The organism is Streptomyces sp. NPDC001744 (genome assembly GCF_042892575.1).
In the GTDB taxonomy this organism is placed as follows: domain Bacteria; phylum Actinomycetota; class Actinomycetes; order Streptomycetales; family Streptomycetaceae; genus Streptomyces.
Genome location: NZ_JBIAUG010000009.1, coordinates 68,565 through 93,897, shown reverse-complemented (window position 1 = coordinate 93,897; position 25,333 = coordinate 68,565). Strand labels below are relative to the sequence as shown.

Here is a 25,333-nt window from a genome sequence, read left to right as displayed (position 1 = left end):
CACACCCCTGAACTTCCGGCCCTGGACTCGCGGGCCTCATCAGCGAGTCACCCCCTCCCCCCTTTTTTTACCGCCGCGGCACCGCCCGCCCGGTGCCTACTCCCTGGAGCATGTCGTGAAGAGATCCGCTGTGGCCGTCGCGATGGCCTCGGGCCTGTTGCTCGGTGCCCTGCCGGCGGGCCTGGTGCCCCTGGTCGGGGCGGCCCCGGCAGCCGCCGCCGACGGGGTCCCGGTGGACCCGGCGCTGGAGACCGGCACCTCGGGCGGCGGCACGGTCCGGGTGAACGTGGTGACCCAGACCCGTTCCGACGTGGCCACGGCCGCCACCGCGGGGGAGACGGAGGTGGCGTACGACCGGCTGCCGATGGTCACCCTCACGGTGGACCGGGCGGGACTCACCGCGCTCCGCTCCAACCCGGACGTGGTGAGCGTGACGGAGGACGTCCCGGTCGCCCCGATGCTGGACAACTCGACGGTCCGGATCGGCGCGGACAAGGCGTTCGCCGCCGGCGCCACCGGGGCGGGCACCGCGGTCGCGGTGATCGACACCGGTGTCGCGAAGAACCATCCCTTCCTGGGTGGCCGGGTGACGGCCGAGGCGTGCTTCTCGGTGAACGACGAGAGCTACGGCGCGACCAGTCTCTGCCCGAACGGCGAGGCGTCCCAGGAGGGCGCCGGCAGCGCCGACGCCGACACCGGCAGCTGCGCGGAACTGGGCGCGGCCTGCTCGCACGGCACCCATGTGGCGGGCATAGTCGCCGGCAACGGAAGCGGTCTGAGCGGCGCCCCCGGGCGCGGGGTGGCTCCGGGCGCGAACATCGTGGCCCTGCAGGTGTTCTCCCGCTTCGACTCCGACGACTACTGCGGCGCGGGCAACAGCCCCTGCGTACTGAGCTTCACCAGCTCGCAGATCAAGGCGCTGGAGAAGGTGTACGCGCTGAAGCAGTCCGGAACGGACATCGTCGCGGCCAACATGTCGCTGGGCGCGGGTCGTTGGACCACGGCCTGCGACACCGACCCCCGCAAGTCCGTGATCGACAGCCTGTACTCGGTGGGCGTGGCGACGGTGGTCGCGGCCGGCAACAACGGGTACGGCGACGCGGTCAACGCCCCCGGCTGCGTCCCGTCGGCGGTGACGGTCGGCGCGACGACCAACGACGACCAGGTGGCCTCGTTCAGCAACCGCGGCCCGCTCCTCGACGTGATGGCGCCCGGCGCGGCCGTGGTGTCCTCGGTCCCGGGCGGCGGCTACGCGGCGAAGAGCGGCACCTCGATGGCGGCCCCGCACGTGGCGGGAGCCCTGGCGGTGCTGCGCCAGAAGTACCCGGCGGAGAGCGTCGCGAACCTGGTGGCGAAGCTGACCGCCACCGGTACGCCGATCACGTACACCGGGGCCGTCACCCCCCGGATCGACCTCGGCAAGGCCGTTCTCGGCACGGTCGCCCCGGAGCCGGCGCCGGCCGCCCGGCCGCGTCCCTCCCAGGTCTTCGACGACACCGACCGGCCCATCCCGGACCCGGGCACCCTGGAGGCCCCGCTGACCGTCACCGGGGTCCCGGGCAACGCGCCCAAGGCGCTCCGGGTCGAACTGGAGGGCAGCCACGACTGGCGCGGCGACCTCAGGATCGACCTGGTGGCCCCCGACGGGCGGCTGTACCGCCTGAAGTCCACCTCCTCCACCGAGACGGGCGGCGCGCTCGGCGCCTTCACCGTCGACGCCTCCGCCTCCCCCGCCTCCGGCACCTGGAAGCTCCAGGTCCAGGACGCCTCCGCCGGCGGGAAGGGCACCCTCCTCGGCTGGTCGCTGAACTTCCCCACGCCCTTCGCCATGACCGGCAACCTCAGCGTCCCGGACGGCGGATCGGTCACCTCCGGCCTCGCGGTGGCCGGCATCGGCGGCAAGGCCCCGGCCGCCCTCCAGGTCGCGGTGGACGTCACCCACGAGTGGCGCGGCGACGTCCGGATCGACCTGCTCTCCCCGGACGGCCGGACCTACCCGCTGCGTACGACCTCCACCGCCGCCACCGAGAACGGCGGGGTGCTCCGCGAGACCTACCGGGTGGACGCCTCCGCCTCCCCTGCGGACGGCACGTGGACGCTGAAGGTCTCCGACCCGTACACCGGCTCCGTCGGCACCCTCAACGCCTGGTCGATGACGTTCCCCGCGTACGAGGTGCAGACCCCGCACGCGGTCCCGGACCCGGGCACCGTCGAGGTGCCGGTCACCGTCACCGGCATCGCGGGCAACGCGCCGAAGAACCTCCAGGTGTACCTGCACGCCACCCACACCTGGCGCGGTGACCTGGACGTCCACCTGGTCGCCCCGGACGGCAAGGTGTACCTGGTCAAGGAGTCCGTGGAGGAGGAGGGCAACGGCGTGATCCAGCAGGTCTTCACGGTGGACGCCTCCGCCTCCCCGGCGAGCGGGGTGTGGAAGCTCCGGGTCGAGGACATCTCGGCCGGCTCCTCCGGGACGCTCGACCACTGGACCCTGAAGTTCTGACCGGTCCTGCCCGACCGCTCCGGACGCCCCCGTCCCGCCCCCGCATGCGCGGCCCCCGGCTCCCCCGGCCGGGGGCCGCGCCCTTTCCCCAGGTCGAGAGGGAGGAGGAAGGGAGGGGAGGAGGAGGGGAGGAGGGGGACGGATAACGGACCGATAAGGACTCGAAGCCCCGCTCTCCTAACGTCTGCCGATGTCGGAGCGAGTCGCCCGGGGAACGGACCGGCAAGGGGCCGGGGTCCGGTGGGCGAGGGACGAGAGGGAGTGGGGACATGGAGAACGGACGTCTGGTCAAGGCGGTCGTGGCGATCGCGGCGGTCATCACGGGTGTCGCACTGGCCGCCGGTACCGCGGTGGCAGCCGGTACCGCGCCGATCGGTGGGACGGGTGGGACGACGGTGTCGGCCGCGGCCGGCGGGACGACGGTGATCGTGCGGACCGAGCCCTGGGACTGAGCGGCCGCCCGGTCACACCTCCTGCGGGAGCACCGGGCCCGCTGCCCGCGCCTCCCCGAGTTCGGCCCGGAGCAGGTGCAGACGGCCCATGAGGACGGTGCTGCCGGTCTCCTCGGCCAGGGCCAGGGCGGCGGTGAGGTCCTCGCCGGCCCGGTCGGCGCGGCCGGCCCGCAGACGGGCCTCGGCCAGACCCAGCAGGACGTAGGCCATGCCCAGCCGGTCGCGCTTGACGCGGACGATTCCGGCCGCCTCGGTCAGGGCCTCCTCCGCCTCCGGCAGCCGCCCGGCCGCCAGCAGGGCCCGCCCCAGCCGGTGGAACGCCTGGGCCGCGCCCCGGGTCGCGCCCAGCCCCCGGGCCAGCGCGACCGCCTCCCGGCCGAGGCGTACGGCCTCCTCCGGGTCCCCCGCGTCCAGGGCGATCTGGGCGAGGTTGTTGAGCGCGTGGGCCTGCGCGGAGAGGTCCCCGGCGGCCCGCAGCGCGGGCAGCGCCCCGTCCAGGAGCGCGCGCGCCGCGTCCGCGTCGCCCCGCTGGCGGACCACGACGGCCATCTTGCAGGCGTTCAGCGCGGCCCCGTAGACCTCGCCGCCGGCCCGCAGGACGCCGTCCGCCTCCTCCAGGAGCCGGACCGCGGCCTCCGACTCGCCCCGGTAGAGCAGGGCGGCGCCCAGCTCACCGAGCATCACGCCCTCGCCCTGCCGGTCCCCGGCGGCCCGGGAGGCCGCCAGGCCCTCCTCGCAGAGGCGGCGCCAGTCGTCGGTGTTGCTGCGGATCTCGCAGAAGCCGACGGTGGAGGCGGCCAGGTCCCAGGCGAGCGCGGCGAGTCCCAGCCGGGCGGACTGGGCGACGGCCGCCACCAGGCAGTGGCGTTCGGAATCGAACCAGTCCAGCGGGCGGTCCAGCAGGTCGTCCAGGAGGTCCCGGTCGACGTGCGGGCGGGGAGCAGGGCCGTGCACCACGGAGTGGTCACCGCCGTACTCGCGGCGGTGGGCGGCCTCGGCGACGGTCAGCCAGCTGTGCAGGGCCCGGTCCCGGGCCGCCTCCGCGGCCGGGCGGTCGGGGTCCTCCCGGGCGCGTTCCCGCGCGTAGAGGCGGAGCAGGCTCTGGAAGCGGTAGCGGTACTGGCCGGTGGCGTCCGGGCCGGAGACCTCCAGGAGGTGGGCGTCGGTGAGTTCGTCCAGGTACTGCTCGGCCGTCTCCACCGGGCAGTCCAGGAGGGCGGCGACGGCCCAGGCCGGCACGTCGGGAACGTCGAGCAGGGAGAGCCGCCGGTACACGGAGGCGAGGCGCGGCGACAGGCAACCGTGGCTCAGTTCGAAGCTGGCCCGGACCCGGCTCCCGCCGAGGCTGAGCTCGTCCAGGCGGCGGTGTTCGTCGGCGAGCCGGTCGGCGAGGCGGCGCACGGTCCAGTGCGGGCGGGTGGCCAGCCGGGCGGCGGCGATGCAGAGGGCGAGCGGCAGTCCGTCGCAGAGTTCGGCCAGCCGCGCCGTCTGCGCGCGGGAGGCGGCGGTACGGCCGCCGGTGACGATCCGGTCGAGCAGGGCGGTGGAGTCCGCCCGGTCCAGCACCCCGAGCGGCACCCGGACGGCGCCGTGCCGCAGGACCAGCTCCTCCATGCTCTCCCGGCTGGTGACGAGCACGCAGCAGCCGCCGTTGGCCGGCAGCAGCGGGGCGACCTGCGCGAACGAGGAGGCGTCGTCCAGGACGACGAGGACCCGGCGGCCCCGCAGCAGCCTGCGGTAGAGCGAGACCCGGGACGCCTCGTCGTCGGGCAGCCGTTCGCCGGGCGCGCCGAGCGAGCGCAGGAGGCGGCCCAGGACCTCGCCGGGGGCGGCCGGGGCGGACCCCAGGTCCGCGTGGAGGCAGCCGTCCGGGAAGGAGGCGGCGGCGCGGTGCGACCAGTGCACGGCCAGCGCGGTCTTGCCGATGCCCGCCACCCCGGTGACCAGGGCGACCCGGGGCGGCTCGCCGTCGGGGCGGCCGTCGAGCAGGGCGTCGAGGACCTCGGTCTCGGCGGTGCGGCCGGTGAAGGAGGGGATGTTCGGGGGGAGGTCGGACGGGACGAGGAGCGGGACGGGCCCGCGGTCGGCGGGGGCGGGGGCCTCTGCCGGGGAGACCGCCGGCGTGGTCTCCGGCCGGCCCTCCGGCTCCCCGGCCGTGGCGGACGCGACGGACTCAGCGGGCCCGGTGGGCCCGGTGGGCCCGGTGGGCCCGGTGGGCCCGGTGGGCCCGGCGGGTACGACGGGCCCGGGGACGGTCGGCGGGGCCGCGATGGCCGGGTCCTCGCGGAGGACCGCGTGGTGCAGTTCCCGCAGCGCGGCGCCGGGTTCGAGCCCCAGCTCGTCGATGCTGAGCCGGTGCCCGACGCGGAAGGTGTCCAGGGCGTCGGCGCGGTGGCCGGAGCGGTACTGGGCGAGCATCAGCGAGTGCCGGGTGCGCTCCCGCAGCGGGTGCTCCCTGACCAGGGCGGCCAGTTCGGCGGTGAGCTCCTGGTGGCGGCCCAGGGCGAGCCGCAGCTCGGCGTGGCCGTCCAGCGCGGTCAGCCGCTGCTCCTCCAGCCAGCACGCCTCCTGCTCCAGCGCGTAACCGGTCAGGCCGTCCAGGGCGGGGCCCCGCCACAGGGCGAGGGCCCGCCGGTAGGCGTCGGCGGCCTCCGCCGAGCGGCCGGAGCCCGCCAGCGCGGAGGCGTGCCCGGTCAGCGAGAGGAAGTCGGTGAGGTCGAGCGCGTGGCCCTCGGTGTCGAGCCGGTACCCGGGGTGGGAGGTGACGATGGCCTCGCCGTCGGCACCCGCCTCCCGGAACAGCTTGCGCAGCTGGGCGACGCAGATGGAGATCTGCGTCCGGGCGGTGGGCGGCGGCGAACCGTCCCAGACGGTCTCGGCGAGCTCGTCCACCGAGACCGTGCGGCCGTGCCGCAGCAGGAGCAGGGCCAGCACCGCGCGCTGACGGGCGCCGCCGAGCCGGATCTCCCGGTCCTCGCAGGTCAGCCTGAGCGTCCCGAGCAGACCGAACCGCATCGACGCCAACCCGGGCCCCCCTCCCTGAAAGTTGTCATGATCATAATGTGTGGAACAGGGGTTCGACAGAGGGAACGGGCCCCTTCCGGGCGGCCCGGACCGTCGATAAGCGGTCGATACCGGGAGGATGAGCCGTCCGCCTACGGTCGCTCCCCATGACGCCCATCCTGGAGACAGCACTGCTCGGGCCGGTCCGCGTCCGGGCCGTGCCGGGAGACACGGAGAACGCCCTGAACGGCGCGAAGCCCCGCACGGTCCTCGCCGCGCTGCTGCTCGCCGAGGGACGGGTCGTCCCGGACGGCCGCCTGATCCGCGCCCTGTGGGGCGAGCGCCCCCCGGCCCGCTCCGTCGCCCAGCTGCACACCTACGCCTCCCGGCTGCGCGCCCCGCTCGACGGGGCCGCCCGGGTGGAGCGGGTGGGCCGCGGCTACCGCCTGTCGGCCGCCCCCGGGCGACTGGCCTGCGACCACCGCCTGTTCGCGGAGCGCGCCGCGCTCGGCGGCACGCTGCTGCGCCGGGGGGACGCGCGACAGGCCGCCGCCGTCCTGCGTTCGGCGCTCGGCCTCTGGCAGGGCGAGGCCCTGGCCGACACCACCGAGCAGCTGGCCCAGGAGGAGCGCCCCTGGCTGGAGGAGGCCCGGCTGACCGCCCTGGAGGACCGGGCCGAGGCGGACCTCGCCACCGGGCTGCCGCACGGGCTCGTCGCCGAACTGACCGGGCTGGTGGCCCGGTACCCGCTGCGGGAGCGGTTCCGCTGCCTGCTGATGACCGCCCAGTGCCGTGCCGGCCAGCCCGCGGCGGCCCTGCTCCAGTTCCACTCCGGCCGGGAACTGCTCGCCGACCGGCTGGGTGTCGGCCCCGGGCCCCTGCTCACCCGCGCCTTCCAGCAGGTCCTTGCGGGCGAACTCGCCGCCTGAGCAACGCGGTCGGTCCCCTCAGGCGAGAATCAGGGGAAGCGCCGCCGGGGCGTCCGGCACGCGGACGGGGTCTTCCAGCGCCGCCAGGACGGCGTCCACGGCCTCGTACGTCCACTCCGGGTGCCCCTCCCCGTCCGCCCGCCACAGCCAGAGGAGGGCGGCCCCGGCGTAGCAGAGCGCGTAACGGGCGGCGAGGCGGCCGGCGACGGGCCCCTCGGAGGGGTCCCCGCACTCGGCCAGCTCCCAGTGCAACCGGTCGGCGGCCTCGGCGAGCCGGTCCGCGCGGGCGGCCATCGCGCTCCCCTCCGACTCCCGGCTCAGCGCGGGCAGGGACTGCACCAGGACGCAGCCGCGCCCGTCGTCCGCCCCGGCGGCCGGGTCCTCGTCCGTCCCGTCGGCCGGGTCCGGGGCGGCCGTCTCGCCGGGGAGTCCGGCCGCCGCGCGGAACAGGGCCCCGCCGTCGGTCCGTTCACCCGCGAAACCGCGCACCAGCTGCGGAATCCGTTCCAGGAGGGCGGCGGGCGGCCCCTGGAGCACGGCGGAGGTCACCGCCGCCTGGCCGGGCAGCAGCCGTAAGGTGCCCTCGGCGTAGTCGAGTACGGCGTCCCATGCTGCCCCCATGCTCGCTCCTCCCACCGGACCCCGGGGTCGCGGGGTCGAAGGACCAACGTCGCGGAGGAAGCTGCACGGATTCTGTATTTTCTCCGCACTCACCGCCGCCTCCGGCCGGCGCGCGGGCCCGAAGGCCCGAAGGTCCGACGGCGAGGCCGACGAGGACGGCGGACCTCGCCGTTGCGCGGCCGACGCGGAACAGGCCCCGGACGCCCTCCGGAGCCCGCTCCTCGCGGAGGTGAACGATCAAGCTATCCCAGCCGGATGCCGCCGTCCGGACCGCGTCGGCCACTCGGCTCATTGCCGTCGGCAAACAGGCCGAAACCGATCAGCGGCACCGCGCCGGAGTCGGTGCCGCGCCGGAGTCGGCACCGCGCCGGGGTCGGCGCCGCCGAGGGGTGGCCCGGCCCCGCCCACGCCGGAACGCCGACGCCCCCATCGCAACACGCCGGGCACGGATAGGGTGTTGGCGTAACGACATCGCGCTCGTCCAGGAGGTCACGAGTGGGGCCAGAACCTCCGGCGATTCGCGTCCCGGTCGGGGAGGGGTCGGACCGGTGGGCGAGCCGAACGGCTCACCGGCGGGTCCTGCTGGTGGTCCACAACGTCACCTCGGCCGGCCGCCTGCTGGATCTGCTGCCGCTGTTCCACGACGACTTCCGGGTCCAGGTACTGGTCACCTCGACGGGCTCGTCCGCCTTCCAGGGCGGCATCCGCGAACTCTTCCGCGACCTCCAGCTGCCCGAACTGCCGTGGCGCCAGGCCCTTTCGACTCCGGTGGACCTGGCCGTCTCGGCGAGCTTCGGCGGCGAAATCGACCTGATTCAGGGGAATTTGACCGTACTTTCGCACGGGGTTGGATATACTAAGAGACTGGGCAAGCCGGGAGCCGGGAGCCGGGAGCCGGGAGCCGGGAGCCGGGAGCCGGGAGCCGGGAGCCGGGAGCCGACGTTCGGTTTGTCGCCGGAGTGGCTGTTGTCCGACGGGAAGCCCTTCGCCGACGGTCTCGTCCTCTCCCACCCCGAGCAGCTGGAACGCCTCGGCAGGATCTGCGCGGAGGCGGTGCCCGCGGCCGTGCTCGCCGGGGACCCCTGCTTCGACCGCATGCTCGCGGCGCGCCCGTACCGGGACAGGTTCCGGCGTGCGCTGGGGGTGCGCCGGGGGCAGCGGCTCGTCGTCCTGAACTCCACCTGGAACCCCGAGGGGCTGTTCGGCAGCGGCGGGCAGGACGTCCTGCCCGGTCTCCTCCCCCGGCTCACCGCCGAACTGCCCGCCGACGACTACCGCCTGGCCGCCGTCCTCCACCCGAACATCTGGTACGGGCACGGCCCCGGCCAGGTCCGCGCCTGGCTGGACCGGGCCCGGCGCGGCGGGCTGACCCTGATCGACCCCGTGCACGCGTGGCGACAGGCCCTGCTCGCCGCCGACCTCGTCCTCGGGGACTTCGGCGCGGTGTCCTACTACGCCGCCGCCCTGGGCACCCCCGTACTGCTGGCCGCCGACGGGGCGGGCCTGCTCGACGACGAGGCACCGCTCGCGGAGTTCGTCCGGCACGCGCCCCGGCTCGATCCGTACGGCCCGCTGCTCCCCCAGGTGGAGCGGGGGATAGCCGCTCACCGTCCGGACCCCGCTCCGGCCGGGTTCGTCACCTCGGAGCCGGGTCGGTCGGCCGCACTGCTGCGCCGGCACTTCTACGCCCTGATGGACCTTCCCGAGCCTCCCGGCCCCGCGTCCCTGGAGCCGCTTCCGCTCCCCCCGTACACCCCGGGGAGGACGACGGCTCCCCTGCGCGTACGGACCCGTGTGGAGGGGACGGACCTCGTGGTCGAGCGGTCCACCGGGCATCCTCCCGGGGCCGCCGGCGACGCGCACCTCGCCGTGCACGAGGAGACCCGGCACCCCGGTGACCTCGACGTGGCGGACGTGATCACCCGCGACGGACCGGCGGACGACCCCCGGCTGGGCGGTCCCGGCGCGTGGGCCGACGAGGTGCTGCGCCTGTACCCGCACTGCTCGACGGCGGCGTACGCGACGGGCCCGGACACCTGCTTCGTACGCGGCCGGGGGCACGGCGCGTTCCTGCTCGCCGCCGGGCCGGGGGCGGACGCCGACCCGGCCGCGTACGCCTCCGCCCTGCACGCGTGGCTGGCGTACGGCGGAACGGTCCCCGCGCGTGGAGTCGTCCTCCGGATGCGCACGGCCGGGGGCCCGCACCCGTTCCTCGTGACCCCGGCCGTCTGACCCCGCCGTTCGGCCCGGCCGCCCGGCCTACCGGTCCGCGGACACCGCGCACCGCCGCCGCAGACCGGCGAGGTAGGCGCGGTGCGGGGCGGCGGAGGCCGGCAGCAGCGTCTCGGCCTCGGCGATCCGGGCCAGGGCCGCCGTGTCGTCGCCCGCCTCGTGCAGGGTCTCGGCCAGGTCGGTGAGGGCGCGGGCCCGGTTGTACGCCTCCGGCGGCGCGCCGGTGCGTCCGGCGAAGAAGTCCACGGCACGCTCCAGGCACCGGCGGGACTCGTCCGGCCTCCCCATGCCGCGCAGGGCCCGGCCCCGGTGGCGTTCGACCAGCGCGAGGGCCCTCGGGAGATCGGCCACGCCTTCCTCGCCGGGCCCGATCCTCCGGTAGACGGCCTCCGCCTCGGCGAACCTCTCGTACGCCTCCTCGTACTCCCAGCGGTTGAGGCTCAGCAGGCCCAGCAGCTCCACGGCCGACGCCTCGCCCCGCAGGTGGCCGGCGGCCCGCTCGTACGTGACGGCCGCGCGGGCCGCACGGGCCGCCTGTTCCCACCGGCCCGTCTCGCCCAGGCAGTGGGCCAACTGGATGTGGAGCGACGCCGCCATCCGCTCGTCCGCGCGGTTCTCCTCGGCACACCGCGCCGCGTCCCGGAGCGCCGGGAGCACCTCGTCCCAGTAGCACGCCTTCAACTGGAGCGGCCACAGGGAACGGGCGAGCCACAGAGCGGTGTCGGTCCGCCCGTGCTCCTCGGCCACGACGACCGCCCGGGCCACGTTGGCGACCTCGGCGGCCAGGACCGCGAGACCGTCGGGGACGGATCCGGAAGCGGCCCGGTACTCCTCCGGCACCTCGGTCCGCCAACTCTCCGGCAGGGCCGCGCGGGACGCGGGCAGGACGAGGCCGAGCAGGGCGTCGAGCACCCGGACCACGGCGTCCGCGCACGCGCCGAGGCCGTACTCGGCGGTGGCCGTCTCGGCGAGCTGCCGTCTGATCTCGGGACGGAAGCGGTACCTCAGGTCCGGAAGGGGTTCCAGCAGTCCGACGTCCGCCGCCTCGTCGAGCAGCCGGGCGGCCGTCGCCTCCTGGACGTCGGCGGCCGCCGCCGCGATGCCCGCGCCGAAGGAGGGCCAGCCGCCGAGCGCGGTGAGCCGGCACAGGCGCAGCGCCTCCGGACCGAGCCGGAGCGACGCGACGTGCGCGGCGGTACGGACCGGGTGGCCGGTCCACGGCCCGGTCCCGTCCCCGGGCGTGGGACCGGGCTCGTCCCGGGTGAGCAGCCGGGCCTCCGCGTGGAGGGCGAAGGCGTTGCCCCGGCAGCGTTCGAGCACCTCCGGCAGGCACGCCTTGACGCGTGCGGCGTGCTCCGGCCCGGCAACCTTCCGCACGAGCCGCCTCGCGTGCCGGTCGGTCAGCGGCGGTACGGCGACGCGCTCGGCCTCCAGCAGCAGCGGCGGCCCGGAGACGACCACCACCAGCAGGACGTCGGGGGTGGAGGGCACGAGGGCACGGACCTGCGCCGGCGAGGCCGTGTGGTCGACGACCACGAGCGCCCTCCGCCCCGCGGTGAGCTGCCGGTACAGCCGCTCGCGGCCCGCCTCGGTGGCCGGTATCCGCTCGGCGTCCACGTCCATCTCGCGCAGCAGCCGCAGCAGGACGCCCGCCGCGTCCGGGCCGCTCTCCCCGGACGTGCCGCGCAGATCGACGTAGTACTGCCCGTCCGGGAACCGGTCGCGCGTCTCCGCTCCCAGCCGGAGCGCCACCGAGGTGGAACCGCTTCCCGGGGGACCCGACAGCAGGGCCACCCGGGGCCGGCCCTGCCACGGCCGCTCGGCCTCCCGCACCAACTGCCTGAGCGCCTTCTCCTGGTTCGTGAACGCCCACGGCGCAGGGGGCATCGCCCCCCGCGACGGCTCGACCGCCGGGTCCGGGGAGCTCTCCAGCATCAGCGCCCACTCGCCGGCCCGCCGCGGATCACCGCTCAGCCGCGCGTGCACGCGCCCCGCCAGCGCCCGGCGCTCCTCCGCACCGGACGGCAGCGGGGTCTCCCGCCCGAGCGTCCGCCGCACCAGCGCCCCCGCCGACAGGGACAGGTTCTTGCCGATCTCCCCCGCGGCCCCGTTCCCCACACTCAGCAGGAACGTGGTCAGCGCACTGAGCGCCACGACCTCCAACACGTCGGCCCCTCCCCCTGCTCGCCGGCCCCGTCATCGCCGGACTGTATCGCCGCGGCTGCGGATCGCGGAAACACCCGCGCCGCGGCAACTCCCCTGACTGGCGCGATACATGTGGTGCCCGAGTACATCGGAACCGGAAAGGCGAACCGTCCGCCACCAAGAGAGCCGACTCTGTCACTTCGTCGCACCGGAACGACGCCGTACGGCACACGAGCGGGCAGCATCGCTCACTGCCTCCGGGAGGCGGAGTTCCCCGGAACCGCTGCCGTACGGGAGGGCGGCGCTCCCCCGTCCCGCAGACCGGCCGCCTCGGTCACGGGGGGCTCAAGCGGGCATCCTCAGTACGAGAAGAGGGGCGGTGGTGGGCCGGGGGGAGCCTCCGGAGGGTTCGAGGGTGAGGCCGAGGGCGGTGGCGCGGGCGGGATCGCCGTCGACGAGGACGGAACCGTCCCGGCGGACGAAGCCGGCGGGTCGCATGGTGCCGTCGTGCTGGAGCCACAGCTGGTAGGTCTTGCCCGGCGCGGGGGCCGGGAGACCGGTCGCGGTGAACACGGCCTCGTTCCGGCTGCTGGAGGTCACGAGGGTGGCGAGCGCGCCGTTGGCGGCTCTGCCGTGGACGGTGCCGGCGTCGGGCGCGGCCAGGACGCCGCTGAGGGTGTCGAGGCTCTGCTGGACCTGCCGGGCCTCCTGCCGTGCCCGGTCGGCCTCCTGGTGCTGCCGGACGGCGAGTCCGGCGAGGACCGCGGCGGTGACGAGGCTCGCCGCGAGTCCCAGCGGCAGGGCTCCGCGGCGCAGCCGGGCGCCGGGACCCGCCGCCGTGGGCGGGGCGTGCAGCCGCGGGGGCAGCTGCCGTACGCCGTCGACGGCGTCCAGGGTGCGCCGCTTCAGCGCGGCGGGAGGTTCCTGGGCCGTGGCGGCGGCGAGGCGGGCGGTGGTGGCGTGGAACTCCGCCACCTCGTGCCGGCACGCCTCGCACCGGTCGAGGTGGCGGGTGAAGGCGCCGGTCTCCCCGGTGTCGAGGGCGTCGAGGGCGTAGGCGCCGGCGAGGGTGTGGATGTCGGACGCGTGGTGTTTCACGTGGTCACCCCCATGCAGTCGCGGAGCCGGACGAGCCCGTCGCGCATGCGTGTCTTGATGGTGGGAAGAGGAGCGCGCAGGGTTTCGGCGACCTCACGGTAGGTGAGTCCCCGGTAGTAGGCCAGGGTGACGGCCTGGCGCTGGAGTTCGGTCAGGCCGCGCAGGCACCGGCGGACCTGCTCGCTCTCCAGCCGGGTCTCGACCTGCTCGGCGACGTCGTCGTAGGGGGTGTGGTGGTCGCGGACCGCCCGGGCGTGTTCGCGGTCGGTCGCGGCCTGGGCGGAGCGGACCCGGTCCACCGCCCGGCGGTGGGCGATGGTGGCGGCCCAGGCGGTGACCGGGCCGGCGTCGCTCCGGTAACGGGCCGCCCGGCGCCACAGGTCGATCATGACCTCCTGGGCGACCTCCTCGGACTGCGCGGGGTCGCGCACGATCCTGAGCACGATCCCGAAGACCGTCGGGGCGAGCGCGTCGTAGAGGACGGAGAAGGCTTCCTTGTCGCCCTGGGCGACCCGCCGCATGACCTCGGGGAGTTCGGGGGCGGCGGCGCTCCCCGCGGCGCGGCGGAAGGGGAGGGGCCCGTTCACCGGATGTCCCCCGCCGGGTGCGGCCGGGCGGGGCCGCCGGGCGGGGCCGGTCGGGGCGGGGCGGTCCGTCGCATGCTGGTCCTTCGTCTCTGGAGCCCGGTCCGGCGGGCGGGGGCGCCCGGTTCTCGGAGCCGGGGGTGTCTGTGAACGTTCTTCGGAGCGGGCACGCGTGCGGATGGGTGCCGTTTCGTCACCCTCGGGTCCGCCGCTCGTCCGATCGGGGGAACGCGGCCGTCCGGACCCGACCGGGTGCGGGGCCGCCTGAGGCCTTCGCCGCGTCTCCGCTCCCAACGAGCCCCGCCGTCAAGGAACATGACGACCACCACTCCTTCGGATGAGGGACCCATCCGCGGCACGGTGGTCTCCGAATCCCCTCCGTGAGCAACTTCCGCACCATCATCGGCAGGGCGTGGCCCGGCGCGACGGCCGGTCTCGTCGCGGGGTCCTGCGCGCTGGCCGTGGCCGAGCTGGTGGCCGGTCTCGTCCGTCCGGCGGCCGGGCCGGTCACGGTGGTGGGCGGGGCGGTGATCGACAGGACACCGGCCGCGGTGAAGGACTTCGCGATCCGCGCGTTCGGCGAGGACGACAAGACGGTCCTGCGGCTCGGCATCCTCGCCGCCCTCGCCCTCGTCGCGGCGGGCCTGGGCCTGGTGGCCCCGCGCCACCGGCGCGCGGGCGCGGCCGGGATCCTGCTGTTCGGCCCGGTCGGGGCGGTGGCGGCCCTGAGCCGCCCGGACGCCGGCCCCCTCGACGTGCTGCCGTCCGTGATCGGCGCCCTGGCGGGGGCCGCGGCGCTGTACCCGCTGGCGGCCAGGGCGTCCCCCGGAAGCGGCACCGCCCCGCCGGAAAGCGGGGGCGGGGGCGGCTGGGACCGGCGCGGTTTCCTCACCGCCGCCGCCGTCACGGCCGGGGCGTCCGCGGGCGCCGGCGTTCTCGGCCGGCTCCTCGACGGACGGCAGGCCCGGAGCGCCGTCGCCTCGCGCGACGACCTCGTCCTGCCCCCGCCCGCCTCGCCCGCCCCGGCGCCGCCCGCGGGCGCCCGGTCGGCGGTCCCCGGCGTCAGCCCCTTCGTCACGCCGAACGCCGACTTCTACCGCGTCGACACCGCCCTCGTCGTCCCGAGGGTCGACGCCGGCGCCTGGCGGCTGCGGATCCACGGCGAGGGCGTCTCCCGCGCCCGCGTCTACACCCTCGCCGACCTCCTCGCCCGCCCCCTGGTCGAACGGGACATCACGCTCACCTGCGTGTCGAACGAGGTCGGCGGTCCCTACGCGGGCAACGCCCGCTGGCTCGGCGTCCCCCTGGCCGGTCTGCTGGCGGAGTGCGGGGTGAGGCCGCCGTCGAAGGGCGGCAGGGCCGACCAGCTCGTGGCCGGTTCCGTGGACGGCATGACGTTCGGCTCGCCGGTGGAGGACGTCATGGACGGGCGGGACGCGATGCTCGCGGTCGGCATGAACGGCGAACCCCTCCCCTTCGAGCACGGCTTCCCCGTCCGCATGCTCGTGCCCGGCCTGTACGGCTACGTGTCGGCCTGCAAGTGGATCGAGGACATCGAACTCACCACTTTCGACGCCTACGACCCGTACTGGGTGAAGCGCGGCTGGGCCCGCCGGGCGCCGGTCAAGACCCAGGCCCGGATCGACACCCCCGGGCCCTTCGCCCGCCCGGCCGCCGGCGCGGTCACGGTCGCCGGCGTCGCCTGGGCCCAGCACCGCGGCATCGACCGCGTCCAGATACGGGTCGACGGTGGCCCATGGGAGGACGCCGAGCTCGCCGCGCAGGACACCGCCGACACCTGGCGCCAGTGGTCCCACCGCTGGAACGCCACCCCCGGCGGTCACACGATCACCGTCCGCGCCGTCGACGGCACCGGGCGGGTCCAGACCGCACGGCGCACCCGCACCGTCCCCGACGGCGCCAGCGGCCGGCACAGCGTCTTCGTCACCGTCACCTAGACCGCCGCCGAGCCGCCGGATCACTGCCGGACCCCTCTCCGGTCCACCACCAGGCCACCGTCGGCCCCCTCCGGTCCACCACCGGACCGCCTCCGAACCACCGCACCGGCCCCGTACGCGCCGGTCGGACAGCGGCACCCCGATCCACCGGAAGCCGCCCGGCTTCCGCCCCGGAGCCCTCCGGGGCGAGGAAAACACCGAGGAGCAACTCGCATGAACACCCTGCGCATCCGCCACGGCGCGCTCGCCGTGACCGCCGCCGTCGTCCTCCCCCTCTCGCTCACCGCCTGTTCGGACTCCGGCAGCGACACCAAGGCCGCGCCCCCCGCCTCGGCCGCCGCCGACCCGGCCACCGGCACGTCCCCGCAGAAGGACGCGACAGCGATGGACGAGCCTTTCGGTCCGGCCTGCGCCGGCGTGCCGAAGAACGGGGCGGGCTCCTTCGACGGGATGGCCAAGGACCCCGTCGCGACCGCCGCGTCGAACAACCCGGCCCTGTCCACCCTGGTCACGGCGGTGAAGCAGGCGGGTCTCGTCGACACGCTCAACAACGCGCAGAACATCACGGTCTTCGCGCCGACCAACGGCGCCTTCGCGAAGATCCCGAAGGCCGACCTCGACAAGGTACTCGCCGACAAGGCCACGCTCACCAAGATCCTCACCTACCACGTCGTCGGCGAGAGGCTCGCCCCGAAGCAGCTGGAGAACGGCTCCTTCGGGACCCTCCAGAAGGGCATGATCACCACGAAGGGCTCCGGTGAGGACTACACCGTCAACGACACCTCCAAGGTCGTGTGCGGCAACGTGAGGACGGCCAACGCCAACGTCTACATCGTCGACACCGTCCTCATGCCGGAGTAACGGCCCGCCCGGACACCCCGAGCGGCCCGGTCCCCGCCCGCGCCGGGGCCGGGCCGCGGCGGCCACGGCGGTCGCGGCGGTCGCGACTGCCGTGGCGGGTACGGGGGCGACTGCGTCCGCGTCCGCGTCCGCCGGAGTGATCCGCGCCACTCCCCGTCACAGGGAACGGCCGGGCGGTGTCTTGATGCCGAACCCCCTGGAGCGGAGGAGACATCATGAGCGAGAACACCGGAAGCACGAAGAACACCGACGTGGTCGTGATCGGCGGCGGGTACGCCGGTGTCATGGCGGCCAACCGCCTGACGCTGCGCGGCGACGTGGCGGTGACGCTCGTCAACCCCCGCCCCTCGTTCGTGCACCGGGTACGCCTGCACCAGCTGGTGGGCGGGACCGGCGAGGCCGTCGTCGAGTACCGGAAAGTACTGAACGGGCGGGTCCGGCTGGTGGTGGACACGGCGGTACGGATCGACGCGGCCGGGCGCACCGTGACGCTGGCGGACGGCGGGACCGTCGGCTACGACTACCTGGTCTACGCGGTGGGCAGCGGGAGCGCCGGTCCCCGGGTGCCCGGGGCGGCCGAGTTCGCCCTTCCGCTCGCCTCCCTGGAGGAGGCGGAACGGCTGCGGCCCGCGCTCGGCGCGGCGCCCGCGACGGCCGGGGTGGTCGTGGTCGGAGGCGGCCCGACCGGCATCGAGACCGCCGCCGAACTGGCGGAGGCCGGGCGCGCCGTGACCCTGGCCTGCGGCGGGGCGCTCGGACCGTACCTGCACCCCCGGGGCCGGCGGTCGGTCGCCCGGCGGCTGGCCCGGCTCGGGGTGACCGTGCTCGACGGGCCCGGTACGAGGGTGACGGCGGTGACCCGTGACGCCGTGCGGCTCGCCGACGGCCGCGAGCTGCCGAGCGCGGTGACCGTCTGGACGGCCGGGTTCGGCGTGCCGGACCTGGCGGCGCGCAGCGGGCTGAGCACCGACGCCCTGGGCCGGCTGCTCACGGACGAGACGCTGACCAGCGTGGACGACCCGCGCGTCGTGGCGGCCGGGGACTCGGCGGCACCGTCGTGCCTGCCGCTGCGGATGAGCTGCCAGGCCGCGATCCCGCTGGGCGCGCGGGCCGCCGACACCGTGCTCGCCCGGATCGCGGGGGAACGGCCCGGCCCGCTCCGCGAGTTGTTCGCCGGGCAGTGCGTCAGCCTGGGCCGGCACGACGGCATCTTCCAGTTCGCCCGCGACGACACCGCGATGTGGTTCCACATCGACGGCGGTCCCGGCGCGAAGCTCAAGGAGACCGTGTGCGCGGGCGTCGTCAAGCACCTGGCCGGCGAGGCGGCCGAACCCGGCTCGTACCGCCTGCACCGCCTCCCGGGCGGTACGAGGCGCCGCCGGCTGCTGCGGGCCGGAGAGGCGGAGCTTGCCCCCGCGCCCCTCCGGGAGAAGGATCGCGGCGCGGACGCCCTCCGGGAGGGCGCAGACGGACGGAGCCGGGCGTGAAGGGGGCGGGATCGGACGTGAAGGACGCGGAACCGGACGCGGAGGGAACGGACGAGGAGACGTACGGCGGGAAGCGCGAAGAGCACGACATGAACACGGGCGCGGGCACGGGCGCGGGCACGGGCGCGGGCGCGGGCGCGGACACGGGTGATCGCGCCACCGATTCCGCGACCGAGGCGTTCGTCGCCCATCGCAATCTGCTCTTCACCGTCGCGTACGAGATGCTGGGATCGGCGGCCGACGCCGAGGACGTCCTCCAGGAGACCTGGCTGCGCTGGATCGAGGTCGATCCGGAGGGGGTCCGCGACCGGCGCGCCTACCTGGTCCGGATCACGACCCGGCAGGCGCTCAACCGGCTGCGCGCGACGAGCCGCCGCCGGGAGGCGTACGTCGGCCAGTGGCTGCCCGAACCGCTGCTCACCGCGCCGGACGTGGCCGAGGACGTCGAACTCGCGGAGAGCGTGTCGATGGCGATGATGCTCGTCCTCGAAACGCTGTCGCCGACCGAACGCGCCGTCTTCGTCCTGCGCGAGGTCTTCGACGTCGCGTACGACGAGATCGCCGCCGCCGTCGGCAAGAGCCCCGCCGCCGTCCGCCAGATCGCGCACCGGGCCCGCCTGCACGTGGACGCGCGCCGCCCGCGCCGGGTGGTCTCCCCGCGCGAGGCCCGGGCGGCCACGGAGTCGTTCCGGCGCGCCCTCGAGACGCGGGACCTCCAGGGCCTCCTCGACGTGCTCGCCCCCGACGTCGTCCTGGTGAGCGACGGCGGCGGCGTCAAGCGGGCCGCGGTACGGCCCGTCGTCGGCGCCGACAAGGTGGCCCGCTTCTACCTCGGCGGCTCCCGCAGGGCCGGGTTCACGGTCACCTGCGAACCCACCGAGGTCAACGGCAGCCCGGCGCTCGCCGTCCTCCTGGACGGGGAGTTCGACGGCGTCATGACGATCCGGGTCGAGAACGCCCGCGTCACGGCCCTGTACTACGTCCGCAACCCCGAGAAACTGAGCCGCGTCACGTCCGAGACCCCGCTCACCCTGCGGTGAACCGGTCCCCGCCCACCAGCGGGCCCGGTGGACGGGGACCCCCTCAGCTCCCCCGCCCCGGCCGTACCGTCGAGGCGCACCGGGGTGGGGCCTCGCCTTCCACTGGACGACTGTTCCTGGTCAATACCCCCTCGGGGGTGGCCCGTTACGATCGGATCGAGCTGCCTCGGGCGGGTCGGAACGGGGCTGGTCCCAACCAGGCCGACGTCGCCGTCCGCAGCAACGAGTGGCCCCCGCGCATGGAGCCGTGCGCACCGGCCCGTGCGGTGTTCGCCGGGTACGCGGCGGAGCACGGCGGTCCCGCGGAGTTGCGCGTGCTCCTCGACGCACCCCACGTGCCCGCCAAGGCCAACCTGCTGCTGCGCCGGCTGGACACGGGCGGGGCCGGCGCCCGTTGCGTGCCCCTGCCCGATCCGCTGCGCGGGGGCGCCTCGCGGTAGGAGGCGTCCCCGCGCGGTGGAGGCGGAGGGCGGGTGGAACGGCAACCGGTGCGACGGGCGTCGTTCGGCCAACGGGCCAGGTTCGGCCAGCGGCCAGGTTCGATCAGCGGCCCGGTTCAGCGGACGGGGCGGTTCAGCCTCACCTCGACGAGGGTGGTCTCCACACCGCTGTCGACCAGGCGGCCCCGGGCGTCGAAGGCCCCGGGGCCGTCCGTCATGCCGAAGTCGTTGTCGTTGAGCAGGACCAGGGTCGAGGAGCCCTCCACCGCGACGCCCTCGATCTTGCCGGGGACGCCCTTCACCGTGTTGAGGTCGATCACCAGGTCCTTCTTCAGGACCACGCGCGCCGCCGCCCGGTCGTCGAGCTGTTCCAGGGTGGGCGCGTTCGCGGTGTCCCAGGGGGAGCCCAGGATGTCGTCGGAGCGGCGGAGGCGGACCTCGTAGAGGCGGGCGGCCTTGTCGGTGCGCTCCTGGACGAGGAGGCGGTCGCCGCCGAGCGCGACGAGCGCGGACAGCTTCAGTTCGGAGGTCTTGGTCTGGCCGGGCTCGACCGTGCCGACCGGGTCGAAGCGGTAGGCGTACTCGGCGGTGACCCGGTTCTCGCGCGGGGAGAACCGCAGCAGGCGGGTGGTGCGGGACTCCTCGCCCGCGGCCTTGTCGGGGTTGAGCAGCGGGCTCTGCAGGCCGAGGACGAGATCGCCGCCGGGGAGCAGCGCGAGGCCCTCGAAGCCGCGGTTGACCTTGCGCTGGAGGAAGACCGCGGGCAGCGACTCGACCACCGGGTAGTCGGTGCCGGTGAGGTTCAGGCCCTTCGGGACGTGGCGGGCGAGGACCCGGCCCTTCGCGGAGACGTGCACGAGGGAGGGGCCGTACTCGTCCACCAGCCAGAAACCGCCGTCCCGGTCCCGCACGATGCCCTCGGTGTCGAGGCCGTTCGGGTTGTACGGGAGCGGGGTGGAGGCGTCGTACGTGTACGGGGCCTCGTCGCGGCCGGGCTGGTTGGGCAGGCCGGTCACGGGGGCGCCGTGGGCGGTGGTGATCGGGACGGCCTCCAGGACCCGGAGGCGGCCGCCGGTGGCGCGGACCTTCACGATGGCCGGGTCGAAGCCGGGCACGGGGAAGGTGCGGCGCTTGTCCTTGCCGACGGCTATCTGGCCGTTGGGGCCCCGGTCGGTGACGGTCCAGTACTCGCCGCGCCGCCCGGCCGGGTAGAGGTCGCTGCCGATGCCGCCGAGGTCCACGCCCCGGTCGTCCGTGACGCTGCCCCGGACCAGACCGTTGCTGAAGGCGGCCAGCGGGACGTCGGGCAGGGTCGCGGTGGAGACGACGCGGCCGGCGGGGCCGGTGTGGCCGCGGTGCGCCGACGCCCCGTCCGCCGTGCCCCCGACCACCGCGAGGGCGAGCGCGGCGGACAGCGGCAGGACCACGGCGGCGGGTCGGCGGCGCGGAAGGCGCGGAATCATCTGGGTGAACTCCCTTGGACACATGGTGGTCGTCGGTGACGACGACCCCATGGTCCTTTTCCGGCCACAACGCGGGGCGACGCGCCCGCGACGCCGGGGCGAGCCCCGGGTGAACGCCCGGGGTGTCCGGGGCGACGCCTCCGGGGCGGCGCGCCGGAGGCGGGGCCCGGCCACCGGGGCGTTCCCGGCGCGCGCCTCAGTAGCGGTCGAGGATCAGCCGCGTCTTGAGGATGTCGCCGTGGTACAGCCAGCCCTTGGAGTCGGCGAGGGCGACGGCGTCCGCGTGCAGGTCCGCGGCGTCGGCGGCGGAGTCGGTCTTGAGGGACAGTTCCACGACGTACTCGGTGCCGGTGCCGTCCGCCCCGACCACCGGCAGCACCTCGATGCTCGCGTCGTCGGAGGCACCCCACGCCCCGCCGTACACCTTGGCGGTGACCGGTCCGTGGGCGCGGGACTGCTGGAGGACGCCCTTGCCCCAGCCGGCGCTCCCCCAGTCCGCCAGTTCGCCGGGGACGTCGTTGACCAGCCAGCCGCGGCCGGTGGTGCTCGTGGGGAGGGTGGTGCCCGCGTAGCCCTTGGCGCTGTGGCTCTTCTCGGTGCTGAAGCTGAGGGTCTGCTTGGCGTAGCCCCAGTCGACCTCGGCCTTGTAGGCGGTGTCGCCGCTGTCGAACCCGGCCGCCTCGGCCGCGTCGAGCGCGGCCCCGATGTCGCCGTTCGTGACGGGGAAGCGCTTCTTGTACGTCTCCTCGAACGACGACCCGTCCTTGTGACGGAGCCGGACGCTCCACCCCTGGGCGTCGAGGGCGAGACCGTCGGTGTCGTAGTAGGCGTACGAACGGGCCTTGGCGGAGCCGGTGATGCCGAAGGCCGCCTTCACGGCCGCGCTCGGCGCGTGGGAGGCGTCGAGGGCCGCCGCCGTGAGGTTGATCTTCACCTCGTACGTCGGGACGGCGGGGGCGGCGTGCGCCGGGGCGGCCGGGACGAGGAGCGCCGCGGCGGCGGCGAGGACGACGGCGGAGGCGGCGGGGCGCGGGGCCCGCGAAGTGAGGGTCATGCGGTGATCCTCACGCGGCCGGGTGAGGATCGCGTGGCGCCGGGGCGTGGCGCCGGTGAACCGGGGGCGTCCGGGAGCGGGCCGGGGGTACGGACGGGAGCGACCGGGCACGACGGGCGGGAACGGCCGGGGTCCGGCGAGCGGGAACGGGCCGGGGCACGGCGGGCGGGAACGCACCCGAGCCCGGCGAGCGGGAGCGGGCCGGGGCACGGCGGGCGGGAACGCACCGAAGCCCGGCGGGCAGAAGCGGACCGGAGCCCGGCGGGCGGGAACGCACCGGAGCCCGGCGGACGGGCCCCGCTACCGCAGCAGCAGGTTCGTGCCGACGTCCCGGGGGACGGCCTCGCGGATCGGTGTGCTGCCGGGGCCCGGGCGGCGCATGCCGGGGATCGGGACGTGCCGGGTGCGGTGGAGGAGGACCGTCCCGTCCTGCCGCCAGGCCTCCGTGTAGCCGTGGGCCAGGAGGAGTGCGACGCGCCGCCGCTGGTCGCCGGTCGACGCGAACGGGAAGGTCCTGTTCTCCGTGCGGAGGAGGACCCAGTCGGCGCCCCGGGGGGTCTCGTCGGCGATCACCACGTGCGTACGGGCGGTCAGCCGGGGGGCGACGGCGTTGTCCGCCTCCACGGTCGCGCCGTCCGGGACGAGTTCCGCCCCCGCGGCGAGCGGGCGTTTGTCCGGGGACGGCCGCCAGGAGTCCGGCCGGACCAGGAGCCCGAGGCCGAGGAGCACGGCCGCCGCCGAGGAGAGGACGACCGCGGCGGCGGTCCAGCCCCGGACGGCGGCGGTCCGGCCCCGGGCGGCGGCGGACGCCCCGCCCCCGGCCGGGCCGGGCGCGGCGCGCTTCCCGTACGCCCTCCCCAGCGTCTCCAGGGCCGCCGTGAGGAGGACCGGCCAGAGGAAGGCGTCGTAGTGGTTGATCACCGGCCAGTGGTTCGGGTTGTCGGAGAGGACCCGTTCCGCGAGGAGGGGCACGGCGAGCAGGAACGTCGGGGAGCCCAGCGGGAGCAGGGCGAGGGTGCCCAGGATCCAGACCGTCATGACGACCTTCACGAAGGGCGTGACGGCGACCTGGAGCAGGACCCGGGGGGCGGTGGCGACGTGGGCCAGGGCCGCGCCCGGGTCGGCGCCGAGCCGCCCGTACGACCAGTAGTAGCCCTCCGGCCCGCCCATCGCGGGCAGGAACCAGGTGATCGCGGCCGCCGACACCAGCGGCCCGGCCACGGCGAGGACGGCCCCCGTGGCCCGGCCCCGGCGGTGGCCCTCGCGGTGCGCGCGCACCGCGAGGACGAGGCCGAACGCGCCGGCGACCAGGCCCATGTCCTCCTTCGCCGTGCACAGCGCCGCCGCCCAGCAGGCCGCCGCGCCGTACCGGTGGGCGAGGCCCCGCTCCAGCATCAGGAGCGTGAACGGCACCGCGAAGGCGACCTCGTGGAAGCCGTTGTACGAGGCGTTCAGGAGCGGCCAGCCCACCGCGTACACCAGCGCGCCGAGGTCGGCGGCGCGGCGGGCGGCGGCCGGTCCGGCGTCCGCGAAGGAGTGCCGGGCGACGCGCCGGACCACCGGCACGCCGGCCGCGAACAGCGCCGCCTGCGCGAGGATCAGGACCCGGGGGTCGTCCCACAGCCAGTAGAGCGGCGCGAGGAGCGCGAGCGCGGGCGTGAAGTGGTCGCCGAGGAGCGAGAACCCGGGCGGGAACTCGTGGTGGGTGTTCTTGATCGGTGACCGGGGCAACTCGAAGTGGGCGTAGGCCCGTACCGCCTGGTCGAAGATGCCGAGGTCGAAGCCGGTGGCCCGCAGCGCGGTCCACGACTGCAGGCCGAGGCCCGCGCAGACGAGGAAGCAGAGGAGGGTCGGGGCCGCGCCCCGGCGGCGGAGGAGCGGGAACGCGCCCCGACGGCCGGCGGCCGGGGCCGCGTCCCCGCCGCCGGGGGCGGGGGCCGCTCCCCGGCGGCGCGGGAGGCGCGGGAGCGGGACCCCGCCCCGGCGGCTCCGGGGCCCGTCCCCCGTCCCCTCCGGCGGTCCGGGCGTCTCCCCGCGCGGACGCGGCACGCCGCCGGCGGTCCCGCTCGGCGGGCCGGGCGGGGTGGACGGGGGCGCGAGTTCCATGGGACCGACCCTAGCGGTGTGCCCCACCGCCCGCCGGGGAGGCAGAATCGGGCCATGGCGATCACCGCACGCACGCTCAACCGGGCCACTCTGGCACGGCAGTTGCTCCTCTCCCGTGAACCGGTCGGTGTCGAGGAGGCCGTCCGGCGGGTGGTGGCCCTCCAGGCGCAGTTGCCGGGTTCGCCGTACGTGGCGCTGTGGAACAGGGTCACGGACTTCGACCCGGAGGAGCTCGACCGGGCCGTGGACGGCTTCCGGGTGGTCCGGTCGACGCTGATGCGGCTGACCCTGCACCTGGTGCACGCCGGGGACTACCGGTCCTTCCGGGAGGCCATGGAGCCGACGCTGCGCGGCTCGCGGCTGCACGATCCCCGGTTCGTCGCGGCGGGGTTCACCGCCGCCGACGCCGACGCGCTGCTCCCCGGGCTGCTCGCGCACGCCGGGGAGGCGCGGACCGGGGCCGAGCTGCGGGAGCTGGTCGGGCGGGGCCGGGACGGGCCGGTGGAGTCCGTGGTGTGGCGGATGGTGCGGCAGTACGCGCCGCTGTGGCACGTGCCCTCGGGTCCGCCGTGGTCGTTCGGGACCGCGCCGTCCTTCGTCGCGGCGGCCGGACCGGTCGCGCTCGCCGACCCGGAGGCGTCCGCGGCCGGCCTGGCCGTCCTGATCCGGCGCTACCTGGAGGGGTTCGGCCCGGCGTCCGTGGCGGACATGGCGCAGTTCACGCTCGCGCCCCGGCGCCTGGTGCGCGAGGCCGTGCGGACCCTGGAGGGGGAGCTGGAGCGGAGGGAGGGGGACGGCGGCACGGTGCTGTACGACGTGCCCGGGGCGCCGCTCCCCGACGAGGAGGTCCCGGCCCCGCCGCGCCTGATGGCGATGTGGGACAGCACCCTGCTGGCGTACGCGGACCGCGCCCGGATCATCCCGCCCGCGTACCGCCGGCAGGTGATCCGCGTGAACGGCGACACCCTGCCGACGCTCCTGGTCGACGGGTACGTGGCCGGGGTCTGGCGGCCGTCCGGCGGGGGGATCGAGGTCTCGGCCTTCCACCCGCTGCCCGCCGGGGTCTGGGAGGAGATCGCGGCCGAGGCCGGGGCGCTGGCCGGGCTCCTCGCCGCCCGGGACCCGCTCGTCCACCGCCGCTACGACCACTGGTGGGCCAAGGGGCTTCCGGCGGCCGAGACGCGGGTGCTGCCGGGGCGCTGACGGGCGGGGCCCGGCCCCGGGGCGAGTGCGTACGAGAAGGAGCGCGGGGGCGCGCGGAGACGTACGGCCGCGCTCTCCGGAAGGCGGCGGGGCGAGACGTACGGGCACGGCTCCCGGACCGGGGCGTTGACCGCGGCCGGCCCGTATCGCCTCG

General features: G+C 75.8%; 18 protein-coding genes. 10 read left to right on the top strand and 8 right to left on the bottom strand.

The features are described from left to right. The first annotated feature begins 115 nt into the window (after positions 1 to 115). Both ACFYZY_RS13475 and ACFYZY_RS13470 read left to right on the top strand, forming a co-directional pair. Positions 116 to 2,503, top strand: a complete 2,388-nt coding sequence (locus ACFYZY_RS13475; protein WP_388693012.1) for a proprotein convertase P-domain-containing protein — start codon at positions 116 to 118, stop codon at positions 2,501 to 2,503. Between the two features lie 269 nt (positions 2,504 to 2,772). After that, positions 2,773 to 2,955, top strand: coding sequence for a hypothetical protein (locus ACFYZY_RS13470; RefSeq protein ID WP_388693010.1), 183 nt, complete (start codon positions 2,773 to 2,775; stop codon positions 2,953 to 2,955). Positions 2,956 to 2,967: 12 nt separating this feature from the next. Here ACFYZY_RS13470 and ACFYZY_RS13465 read toward each other — a convergent pair whose 3' ends face one another. Next, positions 2,968 to 5,970 carry a BTAD domain-containing putative transcriptional regulator gene (locus tag ACFYZY_RS13465; RefSeq protein ID WP_388693216.1) on the bottom strand — a complete coding sequence of 1,001 codons (3,003 nt, stop codon included), beginning with the start codon at positions 5,968 to 5,970 and terminating at the stop codon, positions 2,968 to 2,970. A 155-nt stretch (positions 5,971 to 6,125) separates the two neighbouring features. Between ACFYZY_RS13465 and ACFYZY_RS13460 the strand changes: the two genes are divergently transcribed. Beyond that, on the top strand, positions 6,126 to 6,887 hold the full coding sequence (locus tag ACFYZY_RS13460) for a BTAD domain-containing putative transcriptional regulator (RefSeq protein ID WP_388693009.1): 762 nt from the start codon (positions 6,126 to 6,128) through the stop codon (positions 6,885 to 6,887). Positions 6,888 to 6,905: 18 nt separating this feature from the next. Here ACFYZY_RS13460 and ACFYZY_RS13455 read toward each other — a convergent pair whose 3' ends face one another. Next, positions 6,906 to 7,508 (bottom strand): hypothetical protein, encoded by a 603-nt coding sequence (locus ACFYZY_RS13455; RefSeq protein ID WP_388693007.1) that lies wholly within the window; start codon positions 7,506 to 7,508, stop codon positions 6,906 to 6,908. Between the two features lie 585 nt (positions 7,509 to 8,093). Between ACFYZY_RS13455 and ACFYZY_RS13450 the strand changes: the two genes are divergently transcribed. After that, complete coding sequence (locus ACFYZY_RS13450; RefSeq protein WP_388693005.1) at positions 8,094 to 9,740, top strand: hypothetical protein; 1,647 nt, start codon at positions 8,094 to 8,096, stop codon at positions 9,738 to 9,740. 27 nt (positions 9,741 to 9,767) lie between these two features. Here ACFYZY_RS13450 and ACFYZY_RS13445 read toward each other — a convergent pair whose 3' ends face one another. From ACFYZY_RS13445 to sigK, 3 genes are all read right to left on the bottom strand, one after another. Further along, the gene (locus ACFYZY_RS13445; protein WP_388693003.1) at positions 9,768 to 11,906 is read right to left on the bottom strand and encodes an ATP-binding protein; all 2,139 of its coding nucleotides are present in this window, start codon (positions 11,904 to 11,906) and stop codon (positions 9,768 to 9,770) included. Positions 11,907 to 12,230: 324 nt separating this feature from the next. Beyond that, positions 12,231 to 12,983 (bottom strand): anti-sigma factor domain-containing protein, encoded by a 753-nt coding sequence (locus tag ACFYZY_RS13440; RefSeq protein WP_388693001.1) that lies wholly within the window; start codon positions 12,981 to 12,983, stop codon positions 12,231 to 12,233. Continuing rightward, complete coding sequence (sigK, locus tag ACFYZY_RS13435) at positions 12,980 to 13,570, bottom strand: ECF RNA polymerase sigma factor SigK (protein WP_388692999.1); 591 nt, start codon at positions 13,568 to 13,570, stop codon at positions 12,980 to 12,982. The genes ACFYZY_RS13440 and sigK overlap by 4 nt, the downstream gene beginning before the upstream one ends. 368 nt (positions 13,571 to 13,938) lie before the next feature. Between sigK and ACFYZY_RS13430 the strand changes: the two genes are divergently transcribed. The 5 genes from ACFYZY_RS13430 (at position 13,939) to ACFYZY_RS13410 (ending at position 19,353) form a co-directional block, all read left to right on the top strand. After that, entirely contained in the window at positions 13,939 to 15,525 is a 1,587-nt protein-coding gene (locus ACFYZY_RS13430) for a molybdopterin-dependent oxidoreductase (RefSeq protein WP_388693214.1), read from the top strand. 213 nt (positions 15,526 to 15,738) lie between these two features. Beyond that, entirely contained in the window at positions 15,739 to 16,386 is a 648-nt protein-coding gene (locus ACFYZY_RS13425; RefSeq protein WP_388692997.1) for a fasciclin domain-containing protein, read from the top strand. 215 nt (positions 16,387 to 16,601) lie between these two features. Continuing rightward, positions 16,602 to 17,873, top strand: coding sequence for an NAD(P)/FAD-dependent oxidoreductase (locus ACFYZY_RS13420; protein ID WP_388692996.1), 1,272 nt, complete (start codon positions 16,602 to 16,604; stop codon positions 17,871 to 17,873). An 89-nt stretch (positions 17,874 to 17,962) separates the two neighbouring features. Beyond that, positions 17,963 to 18,913: an RNA polymerase sigma-70 factor gene (locus ACFYZY_RS13415; protein ID WP_388693212.1), complete on the top strand. Its 951-nt coding sequence runs from the start codon at positions 17,963 to 17,965 to the stop codon at positions 18,911 to 18,913. Positions 18,914 to 19,050: 137 nt separating this feature from the next. After that, entirely contained in the window at positions 19,051 to 19,353 is a 303-nt protein-coding gene (locus tag ACFYZY_RS13410; protein WP_388692994.1) for a hypothetical protein, read from the top strand. A gap of 116 nt (positions 19,354 to 19,469) precedes the next feature. Here ACFYZY_RS13410 and ACFYZY_RS13405 read toward each other — a convergent pair whose 3' ends face one another. The 3 genes from ACFYZY_RS13405 to ACFYZY_RS13395 form a co-directional block, all read right to left on the bottom strand. After that, positions 19,470 to 20,816, bottom strand: a complete 1,347-nt coding sequence (locus ACFYZY_RS13405; protein ID WP_388692992.1) for an esterase-like activity of phytase family protein — start codon at positions 20,814 to 20,816, stop codon at positions 19,470 to 19,472. A gap of 196 nt (positions 20,817 to 21,012) precedes the next feature. After that, on the bottom strand, positions 21,013 to 21,870 hold the full coding sequence (locus tag ACFYZY_RS13400) for a hypothetical protein (RefSeq protein ID WP_388692990.1): 858 nt from the start codon (positions 21,868 to 21,870) through the stop codon (positions 21,013 to 21,015). A 300-nt stretch (positions 21,871 to 22,170) separates the two neighbouring features. Then, a complete protein-coding gene (locus tag ACFYZY_RS13395; protein ID WP_388692988.1) occupies positions 22,171 to 23,976 on the bottom strand; it encodes a DUF2079 domain-containing protein in 1,806 nt (601 codons plus the stop codon). 54 nt (positions 23,977 to 24,030) lie between these two features. Here ACFYZY_RS13395 and ACFYZY_RS13390 point away from each other — a divergent pair, with 54 nt between their 5' ends. Further along, the gene (locus ACFYZY_RS13390; RefSeq protein WP_388692987.1) at positions 24,031 to 25,179 is read left to right on the top strand and encodes a winged helix DNA-binding domain-containing protein; all 1,149 of its coding nucleotides are present in this window, start codon (positions 24,031 to 24,033) and stop codon (positions 25,177 to 25,179) included. The last annotated feature ends 154 nt before the right edge of the window (positions 25,180 to 25,333 follow it).

Coding starts and splice junctions, on each gene's coding strand:
- ACFYZY_RS13470 (WP_388693010.1), top strand. CDS start 2,773: ATGGAGAACGGACGTCTGGTCAAGGCGGTCGTGGCGATCGCGGCGGTC.
- ACFYZY_RS13465 (WP_388693216.1), bottom strand. CDS start 5,970: ATGCGGTTCGGTCTGCTCGGGACGCTCAGGCTGACCTGCGAGGACCGG.
- ACFYZY_RS13460 (WP_388693009.1), top strand. CDS start 6,126: ATGACGCCCATCCTGGAGACAGCACTGCTCGGGCCGGTCCGCGTCCGG.
- ACFYZY_RS13455 (WP_388693007.1), bottom strand. CDS start 7,508: ATGGGGGCAGCATGGGACGCCGTACTCGACTACGCCGAGGGCACCTTA.
- ACFYZY_RS13425 (WP_388692997.1), top strand. CDS start 15,739: ATGAACACCCTGCGCATCCGCCACGGCGCGCTCGCCGTGACCGCCGCC.
- ACFYZY_RS13420 (WP_388692996.1), top strand. CDS start 16,602: ATGAGCGAGAACACCGGAAGCACGAAGAACACCGACGTGGTCGTGATC.
- ACFYZY_RS13415 (WP_388693212.1), top strand. CDS start 17,963: ATGAACACGGGCGCGGGCACGGGCGCGGGCACGGGCGCGGGCGCGGGC.
- ACFYZY_RS13405 (WP_388692992.1), bottom strand. CDS start 20,816: ATGATTCCGCGCCTTCCGCGCCGCCGACCCGCCGCCGTGGTCCTGCCG.
- ACFYZY_RS13400 (WP_388692990.1), bottom strand. CDS start 21,870: ATGACCCTCACTTCGCGGGCCCCGCGCCCCGCCGCCTCCGCCGTCGTC.
- ACFYZY_RS13395 (WP_388692988.1), bottom strand. CDS start 23,976: ATGGAACTCGCGCCCCCGTCCACCCCGCCCGGCCCGCCGAGCGGGACC.
- ACFYZY_RS13390 (WP_388692987.1), top strand. CDS start 24,031: ATGGCGATCACCGCACGCACGCTCAACCGGGCCACTCTGGCACGGCAG.